Below are 16,786 nucleotides of genomic sequence, written 5' to 3' on the forward strand. Positions count from 1 at the left end.
ATCCCCATAATAAGCCAAGTTGCGAGATTAATGCTAAAACGCGGAGATATTCATGAGTAGTAAAGAACAGAAGACGCCAAACGAGCAAGTCTCGGAAGAAATGGAACAACACGCTCATCACGATGATACGCTGCCGGAAGCGGCGGAAGGCGTCGATCTGCGCGATGCGCGTATCGCCGAACTGGAAGCCCAACTGGCGGAAGCGCAGCAGCACGAGCGCGACAGCCTGCTGCGCGCCAAAGCGGAAGCGGAAAACATCCGCCGCCGCGCCGAACTGGACGTCGAAAAAGCGCACAAATTCGCCCTGGAGAAATTCTCCGGCGATCTGCTGCCGGTGATCGACAACCTGGAGCGCGCGCTGGATCTGGCGGATAAAAACAACCCGGAACTGGCCGCGATGATCGAAGGCATCGAGCTGACGCTGAAATCGCTGCTGGACGTGGTGCGCAAGTATGGCATCGAAATCGTCGGCGACGTCAACGTGCCGTTCAACCCGGAAGTGCATCAGGCGATGAGCATGATGGAATCCGCCGATCACCAGCCGAACCACGTGATGATGGTGATGCAGAAAGGTTATACGCTGAACGGCCGCCTGCTGCGTCCGGCGATGGTCGCGGTCTCCAAAGCCAAGGCGTAATCGCCCCGGCAACGGCATAAAGAAAGGCACCCGAGGGTGCCTTTTTTGTCTCTGGACTATGCCTGCGGCAGGCGCGGCATCCAGTCGATCGGCGTGAGCCCTTGCTGCTCCAGCAGCTGATTGGCCTGCGAGAAGTGGCGGCAGCCGAGGAAACCGCGGTGCGCGGAGAGCGGTGACGGGTGCGGCGCCTTCAGCACATGGTGGCGGTTGCGGTCGATAAAGTTGCCTTTCTTCTGCGCGTGCGAGCCCCACAGCAGGAACACCACGCCTTCGCGGTTCTCATTCAGGGCGGCGATCACCTTATCGGTAAAGGTTTCCCAGCCCAGGTTGGCGTGCGAGTGCGCGCGGCCGCCTTCCACCGTCAGCACGGTGTTGAGCAGCAGCACCCCCTGTTCGGCCCAGCTTTGCAGGTAGCCGTGATCCGGGCGTTCGAAGCCGGGAATGTCGGTCGCCAGCTCTTTATACATGTTCACCAGCGACGGCGGCGCCGGCACGCCGGGGCGCACCGAGAAAGAGAGGCCGTGCGCCTGATTGGGGCCGTGATACGGATCCTGGCCGAGAATGACGACCTTGACGTCCGCCAGCTCGGTATAGCGGAAAGCGTTGAACACGTCCTTCTGCGGTGGATAAATGGTCTTACCGGCCTGGCGCTCAGCGGCAACAAAGGCGAGCGTTTCAACAAAATAGGGCTGCTCTTTCTCTTTGCCGATCACGTCATGCCAGGTGAGGGAGGTGGCCATAAACGCTCTCCTTTGTTTTCTTTAGCAATTCATGGGCTATAGCTTACCGTTTCGGCACGCGCAGCGAAACCCGCTTTTCATTTCTCACTGTCACGCGTAATGCAATTATTTTTGAAAATTTACAAAAATAATTGGTTTTTGCCGCAGTGGGAAAATTGATATAAAACATAAATTTGCCCCTTCATGCCCTGTGCCTACCCGGTAAAAATTGACTTTAATCAAGGAACTGGCCCGGTCAGGCTGGTATACAGAACAACAAGACAACAATGGTTTTACCAAATGGCCGAAACCAGAATTGGGTTTTCTCACGACGTGAATTTTTACGCCCTTGTACGGAGGCAACATAATGATTACCGGTATTCAAATTACCAAAGCGAACGACCAGGCGCTGGTGAATTCTTTCTGGCTGCTGGATGATGAAAAAGCGGAAGCTCGCTGCGTGTGCGCCAAGGCCAACTACGCGGAAGATCAGGTTGTCGCAGTGAGCGACCTGGGCCAGATCGAATACCGTGAAGTGCCGCTGGAAATGCAGCCGACCGTGCGCGTGGAAGGCGGTCAGCACCTGAACGTCAACGTGCTGCGTCGCGAAACCCTGGAAGACGCGGTCAAGCACCCGGAAAAATACCCGCAGCTGACCATCCGCGTGTCCGGTTATGCGGTGCGCTTCAACTCTCTGACGCCGGAACAGCAGCGCGACGTTATCGCCCGCACCTTTACCGAAAGCCTGTAATTTGCGGCGCAGTCAATCAGGGAGCTTCGGCTCCCTTTTCTGCGTTTGGTGGCCGAAAACCGAACGCGGATCACATTCTGTACAAAGATAAGCATTTCTAATACAGAACTCATCCGACCTGCCGATAGCTAAATCAGCACCTATTCAGGTGCTCAATAAAAAGTCTATCGACAAGGAGTCGGCATGAGTATGCCTTTAAGTTTTACCTCTGCAGTATCCCCGGTGGCCGCGATCCCTACACCTCGCGCCGCTGCCGAGACGGCGACGGCGGCGCAGCCTGCGGCAGCGCCGGCAAATCCAGCGCCGGTGGCCACCCCTTCGCAGAACACGCTCAATGCGCAGAACCTGTTGAATACGCTGGTCGGCGATATCTCCGCGGCGGCCCCGACGGCGGCGGCAGCGCCGGGCGTGACACGGGGGCAACAATCGCAGGAAGGTGATTATACGTTGGCGCTGTTGGCCAAGGACGTTTATTCACTGAACGGCCAGGGCGCTGCCGGGTTCAATCGCCTGAGCGACAGCGCGCTGCTCGGTTTTGGCATCGATCCCGCCAGCCTGCACGACGCGGGCAGCGGTTTCCAGGCCGGGGTTTACAGCAACGACAAGCAGTATGTGTTGGCGTTCGCCGGCACCAACGACTGGCGCGACTGGCTGAGCAACGTGAGGCAGGCGACGGGCTATGACGATGTGCAGTACAATCAGGCGGTTGCCGCTGCCAAAAGCGCCAAGGCGGCCTTTGGCGATGCGCTGGTGATCGCCGGTCATTCGCTTGGCGGTGGCCTGGCGGCCACGGCTGCGCTGGCGACCGGTACCGTCGCGGTCACCTTCAACGCGGCTGGGGTTTCGGATTACACCCTGAATCGCCTGGGTATCGATCCGGCGGCGGCGAAGAAAGATGCCGAAGCCGGCGGCATTCGCCGCTACAGCGAACAATATGACATGCTGACCAGCACCCAGGAGTCGACTTCGCTGATCCCTGACGCCATCGGCCATAACATCACCTTGGCCAACAACGATACCCTGACCGGCATCGATGACTGGCGGCCGAGCAAGCATCTGGATCGCAGCCTGACGGCGCACGGCATCGACAAGGTGATAAGCTCGATGGCGGAACAAAAGCCGTGGGAGGCGAAGGCCAATGCCTGAAGGGCGTCGCTTGCGGCGGGCGCTGGCGATAGCCTTACTGGCGCTGGTCGCGGTGACCGGTTTACTGATGATGGCTAAGGAGCAACAGATGGGGCAGGAGATTTCACCGTTTGACGGCCGCAGCAACCAGGCGCTGGCTCAGGCGGTGGCGCGCGGCGATGCGCAGGGCATCGCCGCGCAGGCCACACAGGAGCGCTTGCGCGAACGGGGCGATCGGCAGGTCACGCTGTTGCAGTGGGCGGTGCTTTCGCAACAGCCGGGTAGCGTGCAGGCGTTGCTGGCGCTCGGTGCCGACCCGGCGGCAGCGGGGCTGGACGGCAACAGCGCGTTGCACACCGCGGCGATGTTGCAAGATGCGCAGTACCTGCGGCTGTTGCTGGCCGAAGGGGCACAGGTGAACGTGCGTAATGCCGTTACCGGCGCCACGCCGCTTGCGGCGGCGGTGCTGGCCGGGCGCGAAGAGCAACTGCGGCTGTTGCTGGCGGCCGGAGCGGACACCACCTTGAGCGATCGGCTGGGGGATACTCCGCTGCATCTGGCGGCGAAGATTAACGCGCCGCACCTGGCGCTGCTGCTGTTGCAGGCCGGGGCCGATGCCCGGGCACGCAACCAGCAGGGCGTCGTGTTCCAGTTTTACTTCTCGCAAACGCCGGCGCATTTGCAGAATGACGAGCTGAAGGCGCAGTTCCGCGAACTGGATAAATGGCTGCAGGGGCACCGTCTGGCCACGCACTACGCGCAGCAGTAAACGCCCATAAAAAAACCGCCTGTACAGGCGGTTTTTTCTTAGGCAGCGGTGGTTATTCCGCGTCGCCGGCCGGTTTGGCCTTCGCCTGACGGCGTTTGCCGACGTTTTTGGCGTCGCGATGGCGCACTTTCACCTTGGCCTTTTCTTTGTTCTTCGCCTTGTCTTCCGCGCGCTTGGCCAGCACTTTCTTCGACGGTTTACCGTTGCTCTTCTCGTTCGGCACCTTGGTTTTCGGCCGCAGTTCGTCGATCACGCGCGCTTTCAGCGGCTCGTTCAGGTAACGGCCCACTTTGCCCAGCAGCAGATGGTCGTGCGCTTCCACCAGCGAAATGGCGGTGCCTTTGCGCCCGGCGCGGCCGGTACGCCCGATGCGGTGCAGGTAGGTATCCGCCGTGCGCGGCATGTCGAAGTTGAACACGTGGGTGATATCGAGGATATCCAGGCCACGTGCGGCAACGTCGGTGGCGACCAGCACGTTAACCCGGCCATCCATCATGCGTTTGACCGCCTCGTTGCGTTTGGCCTGCACCATTTCGCCTTCGAGATAGCAGGTGTTGATGCCCGCTTCGCGCAGCCAGGTGGCCAGCTCGTGCACGCGCTCGCGTTTGCGCACGAAGATCACCGATTTCTGCACGTCCGGCTGCTGCAGCAGGTGGATCAGCAGCGCGGTTTTGTGCTGCACGTCATCGGCGCGGTAGTACCACTGCAGGATCTTTTTGCGTTCGCGGCGCGACGGATCGGCCTCCACTTCCACCGGCTCTTTCAGGATGCGCTCGGCGAATTCGCGGATCGCTTCGCCTTCCAGCGTGGCGGAGAACAGCAGCGTCTGGTTGCGCCAGCGGGTTTCGGCGGAGATGGTTTCGATGTCCTGCGCGAAGCCCATGTCGAGCATGCGGTCGGCTTCGTCGAGGATCAGGGTTTCCACCGCGCGGCAGTCGAAGTTCTCTTCTTTAATGTATTGCAGCAAGCGGCCGGTGGTGGCGACCACCACGTCCTGGTTTTCGCTGAACACTTCCGCGTGGTTCATGTAAGCGACGCCGCCGGTGATGGTGGCGATATCCAGCGAGGTATGAGCAGCCAATTCACGCGCCTGGTCGGCGACCTGCATCGCCAGTTCACGCGTTGGCGTCAGGATCAGCACGCGCGGCGGGCCGGATTTTTTGCGTGGAAAGTCCAGCAGGTGCTGCAAAACGGGCAGCAGGAAGGCGGCGGTTTTGCCGGTGCCGGTCGGAGCCGAACCTAAGACGTCGCGCCCGTCCATCGCCGGCGGGATCGCTGCGGCCTGAATGGCGGTGGGGCGATCGTAGCCTTTGTCGCGCAGCGCGTCGATCAGGCGGTCATCGAGTTCGAGTTCGGAAAAAGTGGTTGCTGTCATGGTCTACCTCTACTTGGGGCGCCGATTATAGACGGGTTGGCCGCGATCTTCACCTATTTAAGCGGAAAGCCGCTCTTTTCCCGCCGATCAGATTGCCTTATGCTACGCCAGTTTTATAGCCAGGTGGTGAGTGTGAGCAAGCGATCGAAAGCCGATTTTACCCCGCGCCGCGGGGGTTTTACCTTTAAACAATTCTTTGTCGCCCACGATCGTTGCGCCATGAAAGTGGGCACCGACGGGGTGCTGCTCGGCGCCTGGGCACCGCTGGGGCAGGCGCGCCGGGTGCTGGACATCGGCTGCGGCAGCGGGCTGATCGCGTTGATGCTGGCGCAGCGCAGCGGCGACGAAGTGACCATCGACGCGGTGGAACTGGATGAAGCCGCCGCCGGCCAGGCGCGCGAAAACGCGGCGGAATCGCCGTGGCCACAGCGCATCCGCGTGCATGCGCAGGATATTCATCATTATGCGCAGCGGCATGCCGCTGAGTATGATCTGATCGTCAGTAATCCGCCGTATTTCGAGCCGGCGGTGGCCTGCCGCGACCAGGCGCGGCACAACGCGCGCTACACCGAAACCCTGACGCACGGCGCGCTGTTGGCCTGCGCGGCGCAGCTGCTGGCGGAACAGGGGACGTTCTGCGTGGTGCTGCCGCACGACGTTGGCGCCGAATTCGAACGCCTGGCGCTGCAAAGCGGCTGGCATACGGCGGTGAAAGTGAACGTCAGCGACCGGGCCGATACGCCGCTGCACCGGGTGCTGCTGGCGCTGACGCGGCGGGAAACGCCGCTGCAGGCGCAGGCGCTGGCGATCAAACAGGCCGATGGCAGCTACACCGACGATTTCCGCCGATTGATCACCGACTTCTACCTGTTCTACTGAAAAGAAAAGGGCGCCGATAAGGCGCCCTGTCGCAGAGTTTAAGGCTGCAAAATGGTCGGCAGCGCTTCCGGCAGCAAATCCGGGTAGTCCAGCGTGTAGTGCAGGCCGCGGCTCTCTTTGCGCGCCATGGCGCTGCGCACGATAAGCTCGGCCACCTGCACCAGATTGCGCAGCTCCAGCAGGTTGTTGGAGATGCGGAAGTGCGCGTAGTACTCGTCGATTTCCGCCTGCAGCGTGTTGATACGGCGCAGGGCGCGCTCCAGCCGCTTGGTGGTGCGCACGATGCCGACGTAATCCCACATGAACAGCCGCAGCTCGTGCCAGTTGTGCTGAATCACCACCCGTTCGTCCGCATCGTCCACCCGGCTTTCATCCCAGTGCGGCACCTGTTTGGCCTGCTGGATGAACGGCAGGCGCTGCAGAATGTCTTCCGCCGCCGACCAACCGTAAACTAGGCATTCCAACAGCGAGTTCGACGCCATGCGGTTGGCACCGTGCAGGCCGGTGTAGCTGACTTCGCCGATGGCGTACAGCCCGTCGAGATCGGTGCGGCCGTGCTGATCGACCATCACGCCGCCGCAGGTGTAGTGCGCCGCCGGGACGATGGGGATCGGTTGCCGAGTCAGATCGAAGCCCAGCGTCAGCAGCTTTTCGTGGATCATTGGGAAGTGCTGGGTGATGAACTCCGCCGGCTTGTGGCTGATGTCCAGGTACATGCAGTCGGCGCCCAGGCGCTTCATTTCATGGTCGATGGCGCGGGCGACGATATCGCGCGGGGCCAGTTCGCCGCGTGGGTCGACATCCGGCATAAAGCGGCTGCCGTCCGGGCGCTTCAGGTAAGCGCCTTCGCCGCGCAGCGCTTCGGTCAGCAGGAAGTTGCGCGCCTGCGGGTGGAACAGGCAGGTCGGGTGGAACTGGTTGAACTCCAGGTTGGCGACCCGGCAGCCGGCGCGCCAGGCCATGGCGATGCCGTCGCCGGAGGAGATATCGGGGTTGGTGGTGTATTGGTACACCTTGGCCGCGCCGCCTGTCGCCAACACCACCGTTTTGGCGCGGTAGGTTTCCACCTGCTCCAGCTCGCGGTTCCAGACGTAAGCGCCCACGACTCGGCGGGTGCCCGGCAGGCCGATTTTATTCGAGGTGATAAGGTCAACCGCGTTGCGGCGCTCCATCACGCAAATATTGGGGTGAGCGCTTGCTTTCCCCACCAGCGTGGTCTCTACTTCCTTACCGGTCGCGTCCGCGGCGTGCAGGATGCGGCGATGGCTGTGGCCGCCTTCGCGCGTGAGGTGATAATGCGCCTCGCCCTGCGCGTTGATCTCGGTGTCGAACAGCACGCCCTGATCGATCAGCCACTGCACGCAGTGGCGCGCGTTGCCGGCGATGAATTCGACGGCCTCTTTGTCACACAGGCCGGCACCGGCAATCAAAGTGTCATCAACGTGTGAGGCAATGCTGTCCGTCTCATCGAACACCGCGGCGATCCCGCCCTGGGCGTAAAAGGTGGCCCCCTCGCTGAGCGGCCCCTTGCTGAGAACGGTAACCTTACAATGCTGCGCCAGGCGCAGCGCCAGTGACAGGCCCGCAGCGCCGCTGCCGACGATCAGGACATCGCTAACATGTTCAGATGATGGTTGCATAACGTATGATGTGTGCAGAAGAAGAGTGAATTTCATGTTAGCCTAACTGTCCGGGCAAAAGCCACGGATAGGGTGACATCAACAGAAAAAACAATGGCGATATGGAACTTCGTGTTCTATATGAACTCCAAGCGAGTGCTTGCTCAGGAAAATAATGTATGGCTGGCAGTACAATTTTACGCGTGGAGACGGATTTGGGGAGAGTTTACCTCGGATGAGCGAGCAGTTAACGGATCAAGTTCTGGTCGAGCGGGTCCAAAAGGGCGATCAGAAGTCGTTTAACCTACTGGTAGTGCGCTATCAGCATAAGGTGGCGAGTCTCGTTTCCCGCTATGTGCCGCAGGGCGATGTGCCCGATGTGGTGCAGGAGTCGTTTATCAAGGCCTATCGCGCACTGGAATCGTTCCGTGGCGACAGCGCTTTTTATACCTGGTTGTATCGAATCGCCGTGAACACGGCAAAGAATTATCTGGTTGCTCAGGGGCGCCGTCCGCCATCCAGTGATGTGGACGCCAACGATGCGGAAAATTACGAAAGTGCGGGCGCACTGAAAGAAATTTCGAACCCTGAGAACTTAATGTTGTCAGAAGAGCTGAGACAGATAGTTTTCCGTACCATTGAGTCTCTCCCTGAGGATCTTCGCATGGCGATTACCTTGCGGGAGTTGGATGGTCTAAGCTACGAAGAGATAGCCGCCATCATGGATTGCCCGGTCGGAACCGTACGTTCGCGTATTTTCCGCGCCCGGGAAGCTATCGATAATAAAGTTCAACCGCTGATCCAGCGTTAGCAATGGCGGGCACAGGAAGGGTACTTAGGCATGCAGAAAGAAAAGCTTTCCGCTCTGATGGATGGTGAATCGTTCGACAGCGAGCTGTTGAGTTCTCTGTCGCAAGATCGAACGCTTCAACAAAGCTGGCAGAGCTATCACCTGATACGTGACACACTGCGAGGTGATGTCGGACAAGTGATGCATCTCGACATCGCCGATCGCGTAGCCGCTGCACTTGAGAAAGAACCCGCCCGGCTGGTACCTTCCGCCGTTCAGGAATCTCAGCCGCAGCCTCACACCTGGCAGAAAATGCCGTTCTGGGACAAAGTGCGTCCTTGGGCGAGCCAGATTACGCAAATCGGTATGGCGGCCTGCGTGTCTCTGGTGGTGATCGTCGGCGTGCAGCAGTACAACCAGCCTTCTGCGCCATCGAACGCGTCCGAATCGCCGGCCTTCACCACGCTGCCGATCATGGGCCAGGCCTCGCCGGTCAGCCTGGGCGTGCCTGCCGACAGTTTCTCTACCGGCAGCGGTCAACAGCAGCAGGTGCAGGAACAGCGTAAGCGTATCAACGCCATGCTGCAGGACTATGAGCTGCAACGTCGCCTGCATTCGGATCAGCTGCAGCTTGAGCAAGGCAACCCACAACAGGCTGCCATTCAGGTTCCCGGAACTCAGTCTTTAGGAATGCAACAGCAGTAATGAAGCAAATCTGGTTCTCCGTTTGTTTATTGACGGGCAGCCTGCTCTATTCCAGCATCGCCCCGGCGCAGCCAACTGCGTCCGGGGCGTTATTGCAACAGATGAGCAGCGCCAGCCGTTCTCTCAATTACGAGCTCGCCTACATCAGCATCAGCAAGCAGGGAATCGAGTCGTTGCGCTATCGCCATGCGGTGATCGGCAACGTGCCGCTCGGCCAGCTGCTGCATATGGATGGCCCGCGTCGCGAAGTGTTGCAGCGCGGCGGCGGGATCAGCTACTTCGAACCCGGTCTGGAACCGTTCACGCTCACCGGCGATCACATCGTCGATGCGCTGCCGGCGATCGTCTATGCCGATTTCACTCGTCTGGCCAAGTATTACGACTTCATCTCCGTGGGCAGCACCCGCATCGCCGATCGGCCGTGTGAAGTGCTGCGCGTAGTGGCGCGCGACGGTTCCCGCTACAGTTACATCGTCTGGATGGACGAAGACACCAAGCTGCCGCTGCGGGTGGATTTGCTCGATCGCGACGGCGAAACGCTGGAGCAATATCGGGTGATCTCCTTCGCGGTCGGCGCCGACGTACAGGGCGCGATGCAGGGGCTGCTCAAAGCCAACCTGCCGCCGCTGCTGTCGCTGCCGGCGGTGGAAAACGTCCAGCTGAGCTGGAGCACCGGCTGGTTGCCGGCCGGCGTGGACGAGGTGGCGCGCAATCGCCGCAAATTGCCGAATGTCGCCGTGCCGGTTGAATCCCGGCTCTACAGCGACGGCCTGTTCAGCTTCTCGGTCAACGTCAGCCCAGCGGGCAGCGGAGCCGGGCAGCAGTACTACCGTCAGGGGCGCCGCACCATTCAGACCGAAGTGCGCGCGGGCAACGAAATCACGATTGTGGGCGAATTGCCGCCGGCGACGGCCAAGCGCATCGCCGACAGCATTTCTTTCAAGGTATCGCCGTAATGATGAAAGAGTGGGCCACGGTGGTTTCGTGGCAACAGGGCGTAGCGCTGCTGCGCTGTGAACCCAAGGCCGGCTGCGGCAGCTGCACCGCGCGCTCCGGCTGTGGCGCGCGTGCGCTGAACGAGCTGGTGCCGGAAACCGAGCATCAGCTGCAGGTGCATATCGAGCAGCCGCTCGAACCGGGGCAGCGCGTCGAGGTCGGCATCGCGGAAGGCAGCCTGCTGCGCTCCGCCATGCTGGTTTACCTGACGCCGCTGCTGGGCATGATGTTGGGCGGCACGTTGCTGCAATATTGTTTCGGCAGCGACGCCTCGGCGGCAGTCGGCGCCGTACTGGGCGGCGGGGCGGCCTTTATGCTGGCTCGCCGCTTGGCTCGACGTCTGGGTGAGCAGGCCGATTACCAGCCGGTGGTGCTGCAGATTGGGTTGCCGCCTACCGCGATGCGCATGCAGGCGGAAAACTCCCCGCTGATTTAAACCGACGGTCGCGTCATCGCCGGGTTGTGATAGGCGGTGATGCGGTTGTGGATCATATGCTCCAACAGCGCGATGAACAGATCGGCGCTGAGCAGCGAATCGTAGTTAATCGCGAACAGCAGATTTCCCTGGCCGTCGAGCAAGCGGATGCCGCGCTGCGGATGGTTTTCCAAGGTGCGGATCTGCTCGATCGGCACGTTTCCCCGTTCAGTCGTCAGCAAGGTGGCGCTCAGCCGCAGCGTTTCGGTCGGCGTGCCTTGCCGCTTGCCGAGCAGCAGCTGCCACAGCCAGCGCGCGTCGCCCTCAACGGTGTGAAACGACACCGTCTCCCCTTGATAGAGCGCATTCAACGCCAGCGGCCCGCGCTGTTGCAGCTGTTGGTCGACGATCACGTCCGCCAACCGCCACGAATGGGCGATATTGCTGAAAACCGTGCACCAGGGCTGATCTGCGCCGGTGCGAAACGCCGTGACGTCAAACAGCCCGCCAAAAGCCTTGCCGCCGCGAAAGCGATAGATATCACCGATCTTCTCAAACGGGATGAAACGCTCTTTGTGATGGTGGTCGTCAAAGACCCGCACGCCGTGCTCGTACAGGCGATAGGTCAGCGTCGGACGCAGATAATGCCGCAGCGCCAGCAGCGTACAGCCGAGTAAAATCGTGCCCGCGCCGGCCTGCAACAGCGTGATGACCTCGCTCTCGTCAATGCTGCTCAGCAGCGGCAGCACCAACAGCGCCGCCCCCACGCTAAACAGCAGCGCCGCCGCTGCCAGAATGCCCCAGTTGACCTTCGAAAAATCGTGCCGGCTCAGCATTTGCCCTTTATCGATCATAATGCACCTTCCAATCAACGTACGCAGATATGCTGGTGAACCCCGGTGGGCTGCCGATGTAGTGCCCGGAATAATGTTTTGTCGCGGAGTTCATGCCCTTTCTATCCGAGGGACGGTGGTGGCGTATATGGGGTTTTTCCTAAAGGATGTGGGGCAAAATCGAATTCTAAGAGGTTGATCCAAATATTCTTTTTCGATAATTTCAGAAGGGGTTTATTGCGCTGCGGCCGGTTATGTATTAGCACCGGAGTTTGATGGCCACGGAGCACCGGCAAGCCTCGGGTTCAGGCTGTATCGTCCGCGTTAACATCTGTTTTCACCCGCCGGGGCGACCTGTAACATTTAGCGGCGCATAATAGAATGCCTTCACTGCACCGATCGCTAGGTTTTCAGTGGTGTGGCATGTAGAATGCAGCGATTCAGGTGCAAGACGGCCTCACCCATTCACTGTCGCTTTAGGTCCATGCGGGTTTCTATAGGCGAGTAATTCAGAAATACCAAGGCAGAAAAACTTTTATAATGAAGCATATACGAAATTTCTCCATTATTGCCCATATTGACCACGGTAAGTCGACGCTGTCTGACCGCATTATCCAAATCTGCGGTGGCTTGTCCGACCGTGAAATGGCTGCGCAGGTGCTCGATTCCATGGATCTGGAGCGCGAGCGCGGCATCACCATCAAGGCGCAGAGCGTAACGCTGGATTATAAAGCGCTGGATGGGCAGACCTATCAGCTTAACTTTATCGACACCCCTGGCCACGTTGACTTCTCCTATGAAGTCTCCCGCTCGCTGGCGGCCTGCGAAGGCGCGCTGCTGGTGGTGGACGCCGGTCAGGGCGTAGAAGCCCAGACGCTGGCCAACTGCTACACCGCGATTGAAATGGATCTGGAAGTGGTGCCGGTGTTGAACAAAATCGACCTGCCGGCCGCCGATCCGGATCGCGCCGCGCAGGAAATTGAAGACATCGTCGGCATCGACGCTACCGATGCGGTGCGCTGCTCGGCCAAAACCGGCGTCGGTGTGCCTGAGGTACTGGAGCGTCTGGTGCGCGACATTCCTGCGCCGCAGGGCGATCCGGATGCGCCGCTGCAGGCGTTGATCATCGACTCCTGGTTCGATAACTACCTGGGCGTCGTGTCTCTGGTGCGCGTCAAGAACGGCACGCTGCGCAAGGGCGACAAGATCAAGGTCATGAGCACCGGCCAGGTGTATAACGCCGATCGTTTGGGTATCTTCACGCCGAAGCAGGTCGATCGCGACGTGCTGAACTGCGGCGAAGTGGGCTGGCTGGTCTGTGCGATCAAAGACATCCACGGCGCGCCGGTGGGCGATACCCTGACGCAGGCGCGTCAGCCGGCGGATAAAGCGCTGCCGGGCTTCAAGAAAGTGAAGCCGCAGGTGTACGCCGGTCTGTTCCCAATCAGCTCCGACGACTATGAATCTTTCCGTGATGCGCTGGGCAAGCTGAGCCTTAATGACGCGTCCCTGTTCTACGAGCCGGAAAGCTCCACCGCGTTGGGCTTCGGCTTCCGCTGCGGCTTCCTCGGTCTGCTGCACATGGAGATCATTCAGGAACGTCTGGAGCGTGAATACGATCTGGATCTGATCACCACCGCGCCGACGGTAGTCTACGAAGTGGAAACCACCGGCAAAGAAGTGATCTACGTCGACAGCCCGTCCAAGCTGCCGCCGCTGAACAACATCCAGGAACTGCGCGAGCCGATCGCCGAATGTCACATGCTGATGCCGCAGGAATACCTGGGCAACGTCATCACCCTGTGCGTTGAGAAACGCGGCGTGCAGACCAACATGGTTTACCACGGCAACCAAGTGGCGTTGACCTATGAAATCCCGATGGCGGAAGTGGTGCTCGACTTCTTCGACCGCCTGAAGTCCACGTCGCGCGGTTATGCGTCGCTGGATTACAACTTCAAGCGTTTCCAGGCCTCCGACATGGTGCGCGTGGACGTGCTGATCAACAACGAGCGCGTGGATGCGCTGGCGCTGATCACCCACCGCGACAACTCGCAGTACCGCGGCCGTGAACTGGTGGAGAAGATGAAAGAGTTGATCCCGCGTCAGCAGTTCGACATTGCGATTCAGGCGGCGATCGGCACGCACATCATCGCGCGCTCCACCGTGAAGCAGCTGCGTAAAAACGTGCTGGCGAAATGCTACGGCGGTGACGTCAGCCGTAAGAAAAAGCTGCTGCAGAAACAGAAAGACGGTAAGAAGCGCATGAAGCAGGTCGGCAACGTCGAGCTGCCGCAGGAAGCGTTCCTGGCCATTCTGCACGTCGGTAAAGACGGCAAGTAACCGCGACGAGTTCGCGAAACGAGGGAGTTTGCATGGCGAATATGTTTGCCCTGATCCTGGCGTTGGCCACCCTGGTCACTGGGATCATCTGGTGCTTCGAGCGCTTTAAATGGGCGCCGGCCCGCCGCGCGAAGATTGCGGCGGTCAACGAGCAGACCGCGGGCGCAGTAGACGATAAAACGCTGGCGAAAGTGGCGAAGCAGCCAGGCTGGGTAGAGACCGGGGCATCGGTCTTCCCGGTGTTGCTGCTGGTCTTTGTGGTGCGCTCGTTTATTTACGAACCGTTCCAGATCCCGTCCGGATCAATGATGCCGACGCTGTTGATTGGCGATTTCATTCTGGTGGAGAAATATGCCTACGGCATTAAAGATCCGATTACCCAGACTACGCTCATTGAAACCGGCCATCCGAAGCGTGGCGATATTGCGGTATTTAAATATCCGCTGGATCCGAAGCTGGATTATATCAAGCGCGTGATTGGCCTGCCGGGCGACCGTATTACTTACGATCCGGTGAATAAGCGCGTCACGGTGCAGCCGTCCTGCAACAGCGGGCAGTCCTGCGATACCGCGCTGGCCGTGACCTACGCCGATGCGCAGCCGAGCGACTTCGTGCAGCTGTTCAGCCGCAGCGGCATGGGCGAGGCCAGCAACGGCTTCTATCAGATCCCGCTGAACGATAACGTGCCGTCGGGCGGTATTCGCATGCGTGAGCGCCAGGAAAGCCTCGGCAACGTCACGCATCGCATCCTGACCGTGCCGGACGCGCAGGATCGGGTGGGCGCTTACTACCAACAGCCGGGTAAACCGCTGGCGGAGTGGGTGGTGCCGGCCGGGCATTACTTCATGATGGGCGACAACCGCGATAACAGCGCGGACAGCCGTTACTGGGGCTTTGTGCCGGAGAAGAATCTGGTGGGTAAAGCCACGGCCATCTGGATGAGCTTTGAAAAACAGGAAGGTGAGTGGCCTACCGGCGTGCGTTTCAGCCGGATCGGCGGTATTCATTAATCGCTGACTGATTCCCTGTTAATTTCACGCCGCAGCCTACTGCGGCGTGAAAGATTAAGGGGATATAAACACAGCATTATGTTTCCACTCGTTGTAGAATACTTTCTCGAGCGATAAAAAGTTGGCCCCTGCTGGGAGCCACTGCAAACGAAACAGCTTTGGATCGGCTTTCGGCGAAGCAGGCCTGTTCCGTATGCTGCAAGTTTTTGACGCATTCTTGATCTATTGGTAACTCATGAACCCCATCGTAATAAACAGGCTGCAGCGGAAGCTGGGCTACACTTTTCAACAGCAGGAGCTTTTACTGCAGGCTTTGACTCACCGCAGCGCCAGCAGTAAACACAATGAACGTCTTGAGTTTCTGGGTGACTCGATTCTGAGCTTTGTCATCGCCAATGCGCTCTATCATCGCTTTCCTCGCGTAGACGAGGGCGATATGAGCCGCATGCGCGCCACGCTGGTGCGCGGCAATACGCTGGCGGAGATGGCACGCGAGTTTGACCTGGGCGAATGTCTGCGGCTTGGGCCGGGCGAATTGAAAAGTGGTGGGTTCCGCCGCGAGTCAATCCTGGCGGATACGGTGGAGGCATTGATCGGCGGCGTGTTCCTGGACAGCGACATCCAGACCGTCGAGCGCCTGATTTTGGACTGGTATCGCAGCCGGTTGGACGAAATCAGCCCCGGTGATAAGCAGAAAGACCCGAAAACCCGTTTGCAGGAATTTTTGCAGGGGCGTCATCTGCCGTTGCCTTCTTATTTGGTGGTGCAGGTTCGCGGTGAAGCGCACGACCAAGAGTTTACCATCCACTGCCAGGTGAGTGGTTTGAGCGAGCCCGTGGTGGGCACCGGCTCAAGCCGCCGTAAAGCCGAGCAGGCGGCAGCGGAACAAGCGCTGAAAAAGCTGGAGCTTGAATGAGTGAAGTAAAACAACACTGCGGTTTTATCGCCATCGTCGGCCGCCCGAACGTGGGCAAATCGACGTTGCTGAACCAACTGCTGGGGCAGAAGGTTTCCATTACGTCGCGTAAGCCGCAGACGACCCGTCACCGCATCATGGGCATCGACACCGATGGCGCCTATCAGGCGATCTACGTCGATACCCCTGGGCTGCACATCGAAGAAAAACGCGCCATCAACCGTTTGATGAACCGCGCGGCCAGCAGCTCGATCGGCGACGTCGAACTGGTGATTTTCGTGGTCGAAGGCACCAACTGGACCGCCGACGACGAAATGGTGGTCAACAAGCTGCGCAGCCTGCGCTGCCCGGTATTGCTGGCGATCAACAAGGTCGATAACGTCACTGACAAATCCAAGCTGTTGCCGCACATCGCGTTCCTCAGCCAGCAGATGAATTTCCTCGACGTGGTGCCTATCTCCGCCGAGAAAGGGATGAACGTCGACACCATCGCCGGCATCGTGCGCAAGCTGCTGCCGGAAGCGGAACACCACTTCCCGGAAGACTACATCACCGATCGCTCCCAGCGCTTTATGGCGTCCGAGATCATCCGTGAGAAGCTGATGCGTTTCCTGGGCGAAGAGCTGCCATATTCGGTGACGGTAGAAATCGAACAGTTCGTGGCCAACGATCGCGGCGGTTACGATGTGCACGGCCTGATCCTGGTCGAGCGCGAAGGCCAGAAGAAAATGGTCATCGGCAATAAAGGCGCCAAGATCAAAACCATCGGCATCGAAGCGCGCCAGGACATGGAAAAGATGTTCGACGCCAAAGTGCATCTGGAGCTGTGGGTGAAAGTGAAATCCGGTTGGGCGGACGACGAACGTGCGCTGCGCAGCCTGGGCTATGTTGACGATCTGAAGTAACG

At 59.7% G+C, this 16,786-nt stretch carries 17 protein-coding genes; 13 read left to right on the forward strand and 4 right to left on the reverse strand.

Annotated elements, in window-relative coordinates:
- Nucleotides 1-52: 52 nt before the first annotated feature.
- Entirely contained in the window at nucleotides 53-637 is a 585-nt protein-coding gene (gene grpE, locus WA302_RS08535; RefSeq protein ID WP_025303955.1) for a nucleotide exchange factor GrpE, read from the forward strand.
- A 56-nt stretch (nucleotides 638-693) separates the two neighbouring features.
- Here grpE and ung read toward each other — a convergent pair whose 3' ends face one another.
- Nucleotides 694-1,377 (reverse strand): uracil-DNA glycosylase, encoded by a 684-nt coding sequence (ung, locus tag WA302_RS08540; RefSeq protein ID WP_033635636.1) that lies wholly within the window; start codon nucleotides 1,375-1,377, stop codon nucleotides 694-696.
- 346 nt (nucleotides 1,378-1,723) lie between these two features.
- On the opposite strand from ung, the gene grcA reads away from it, so the two are divergent.
- From grcA to WA302_RS08555, 3 genes are all read left to right on the forward strand, one after another.
- Entirely contained in the window at nucleotides 1,724-2,107 is a 384-nt protein-coding gene (grcA, locus tag WA302_RS08545; RefSeq protein WP_004929114.1) for an autonomous glycyl radical cofactor GrcA, read from the forward strand.
- Between the two features lie 183 nt (nucleotides 2,108-2,290).
- Nucleotides 2,291-3,253: a DUF2974 domain-containing protein gene (locus WA302_RS08550; protein WP_147824182.1), complete on the forward strand. Its 963-nt coding sequence runs from the start codon at nucleotides 2,291-2,293 to the stop codon at nucleotides 3,251-3,253.
- Nucleotides 3,246-4,001, forward strand: coding sequence for an ankyrin repeat domain-containing protein (locus WA302_RS08555; RefSeq protein ID WP_169541073.1), 756 nt, complete (start codon nucleotides 3,246-3,248; stop codon nucleotides 3,999-4,001). The genes WA302_RS08550 and WA302_RS08555 overlap by 8 nt, the downstream gene beginning before the upstream one ends.
- A gap of 52 nt (nucleotides 4,002-4,053) precedes the next feature.
- Here WA302_RS08555 and srmB read toward each other — a convergent pair whose 3' ends face one another.
- Nucleotides 4,054-5,376, reverse strand: a complete 1,323-nt coding sequence (gene srmB, locus WA302_RS08560) for an ATP-dependent RNA helicase SrmB (RefSeq protein WP_025303951.1) — start codon at nucleotides 5,374-5,376, stop codon at nucleotides 4,054-4,056.
- A 99-nt stretch (nucleotides 5,377-5,475) separates the two neighbouring features.
- Here srmB and trmN point away from each other — a divergent pair, with 99 nt between their 5' ends.
- Nucleotides 5,476-6,255, forward strand: a complete 780-nt coding sequence (trmN, locus tag WA302_RS08565; RefSeq protein ID WP_025303950.1) for a tRNA(1)(Val) (adenine(37)-N(6))-methyltransferase TrmN — start codon at nucleotides 5,476-5,478, stop codon at nucleotides 6,253-6,255.
- Between the two features lie 38 nt (nucleotides 6,256-6,293).
- On the opposite strand, the gene nadB is transcribed toward trmN, so the two are convergent.
- Nucleotides 6,294-7,895 (reverse strand): L-aspartate oxidase, encoded by a 1,602-nt coding sequence (gene nadB / locus WA302_RS08570; RefSeq protein WP_025303949.1) that lies wholly within the window; start codon nucleotides 7,893-7,895, stop codon nucleotides 6,294-6,296.
- Nucleotides 7,896-8,109: 214 nt separating this feature from the next.
- Between nadB and rpoE the strand changes: the two genes are divergently transcribed.
- The 4 genes from rpoE to rseC are packed head-to-tail and all read left to right on the forward strand — an operon-like array spanning nucleotide 8,110 to nucleotide 10,801.
- Complete coding sequence (rpoE, locus tag WA302_RS08575) at nucleotides 8,110-8,685, forward strand: RNA polymerase sigma factor RpoE (RefSeq protein WP_004929136.1); 576 nt, start codon at nucleotides 8,110-8,112, stop codon at nucleotides 8,683-8,685.
- A 30-nt stretch (nucleotides 8,686-8,715) separates the two neighbouring features.
- Nucleotides 8,716-9,369, forward strand: coding sequence for an anti-sigma-E factor RseA (gene rseA, locus WA302_RS08580; protein ID WP_336063556.1), 654 nt, complete (start codon nucleotides 8,716-8,718; stop codon nucleotides 9,367-9,369).
- Entirely contained in the window at nucleotides 9,369-10,325 is a 957-nt protein-coding gene (rseB, locus tag WA302_RS08585; protein ID WP_025303948.1) for a sigma-E factor regulatory protein RseB, read from the forward strand. The genes rseA and rseB overlap by 1 nt, the downstream gene beginning before the upstream one ends.
- Nucleotides 10,325-10,801 carry a SoxR-reducing system protein RseC gene (gene rseC, locus WA302_RS08590; protein ID WP_025303947.1) on the forward strand — a complete coding sequence of 159 codons (477 nt, stop codon included), beginning with the start codon at nucleotides 10,325-10,327 and terminating at the stop codon, nucleotides 10,799-10,801. Before rseB ends, rseC begins: the two co-directional genes overlap by 1 nt.
- Here the strand turns inward: rseC and WA302_RS08595 are convergent.
- Nucleotides 10,798-11,634, reverse strand: coding sequence for a hypothetical protein (locus tag WA302_RS08595; protein ID WP_025303946.1), 837 nt, complete (start codon nucleotides 11,632-11,634; stop codon nucleotides 10,798-10,800). The two genes, rseC and WA302_RS08595, sit on opposite strands and share 4 nt — an antisense overlap.
- Before the next feature lie 519 nt (nucleotides 11,635-12,153).
- Here WA302_RS08595 and lepA point away from each other — a divergent pair.
- The 4 genes from lepA to era all read left to right on the forward strand — a co-directional run bounded on the left by lepA (nucleotide 12,154) and on the right by era (nucleotide 16,784).
- Nucleotides 12,154-13,953 (forward strand): translation elongation factor 4, encoded by a 1,800-nt coding sequence (gene lepA, locus WA302_RS08600; protein ID WP_336063557.1) that lies wholly within the window; start codon nucleotides 12,154-12,156, stop codon nucleotides 13,951-13,953.
- A gap of 32 nt (nucleotides 13,954-13,985) precedes the next feature.
- Nucleotides 13,986-14,963, forward strand: a complete 978-nt coding sequence (gene lepB, locus WA302_RS08605; RefSeq protein WP_015378805.1) for a signal peptidase I — start codon at nucleotides 13,986-13,988, stop codon at nucleotides 14,961-14,963.
- Between the two features lie 235 nt (nucleotides 14,964-15,198).
- Nucleotides 15,199-15,879 carry a ribonuclease III gene (rnc, locus tag WA302_RS08610; protein ID WP_004929158.1) on the forward strand — a complete coding sequence of 227 codons (681 nt, stop codon included), beginning with the start codon at nucleotides 15,199-15,201 and terminating at the stop codon, nucleotides 15,877-15,879.
- Nucleotides 15,876-16,784: a GTPase Era gene (gene era, locus WA302_RS08615; protein WP_025303944.1), complete on the forward strand. Its 909-nt coding sequence runs from the start codon at nucleotides 15,876-15,878 to the stop codon at nucleotides 16,782-16,784. Before rnc ends, era begins: the two co-directional genes overlap by 4 nt.
- Nucleotides 16,785-16,786 lie beyond the last annotated feature (2 nt).

The organism is Serratia sp. 201, from assembly GCF_037027545.1.
Taxonomy (GTDB): domain Bacteria; phylum Pseudomonadota; class Gammaproteobacteria; order Enterobacterales; family Enterobacteriaceae; genus Serratia; species Serratia bockelmannii.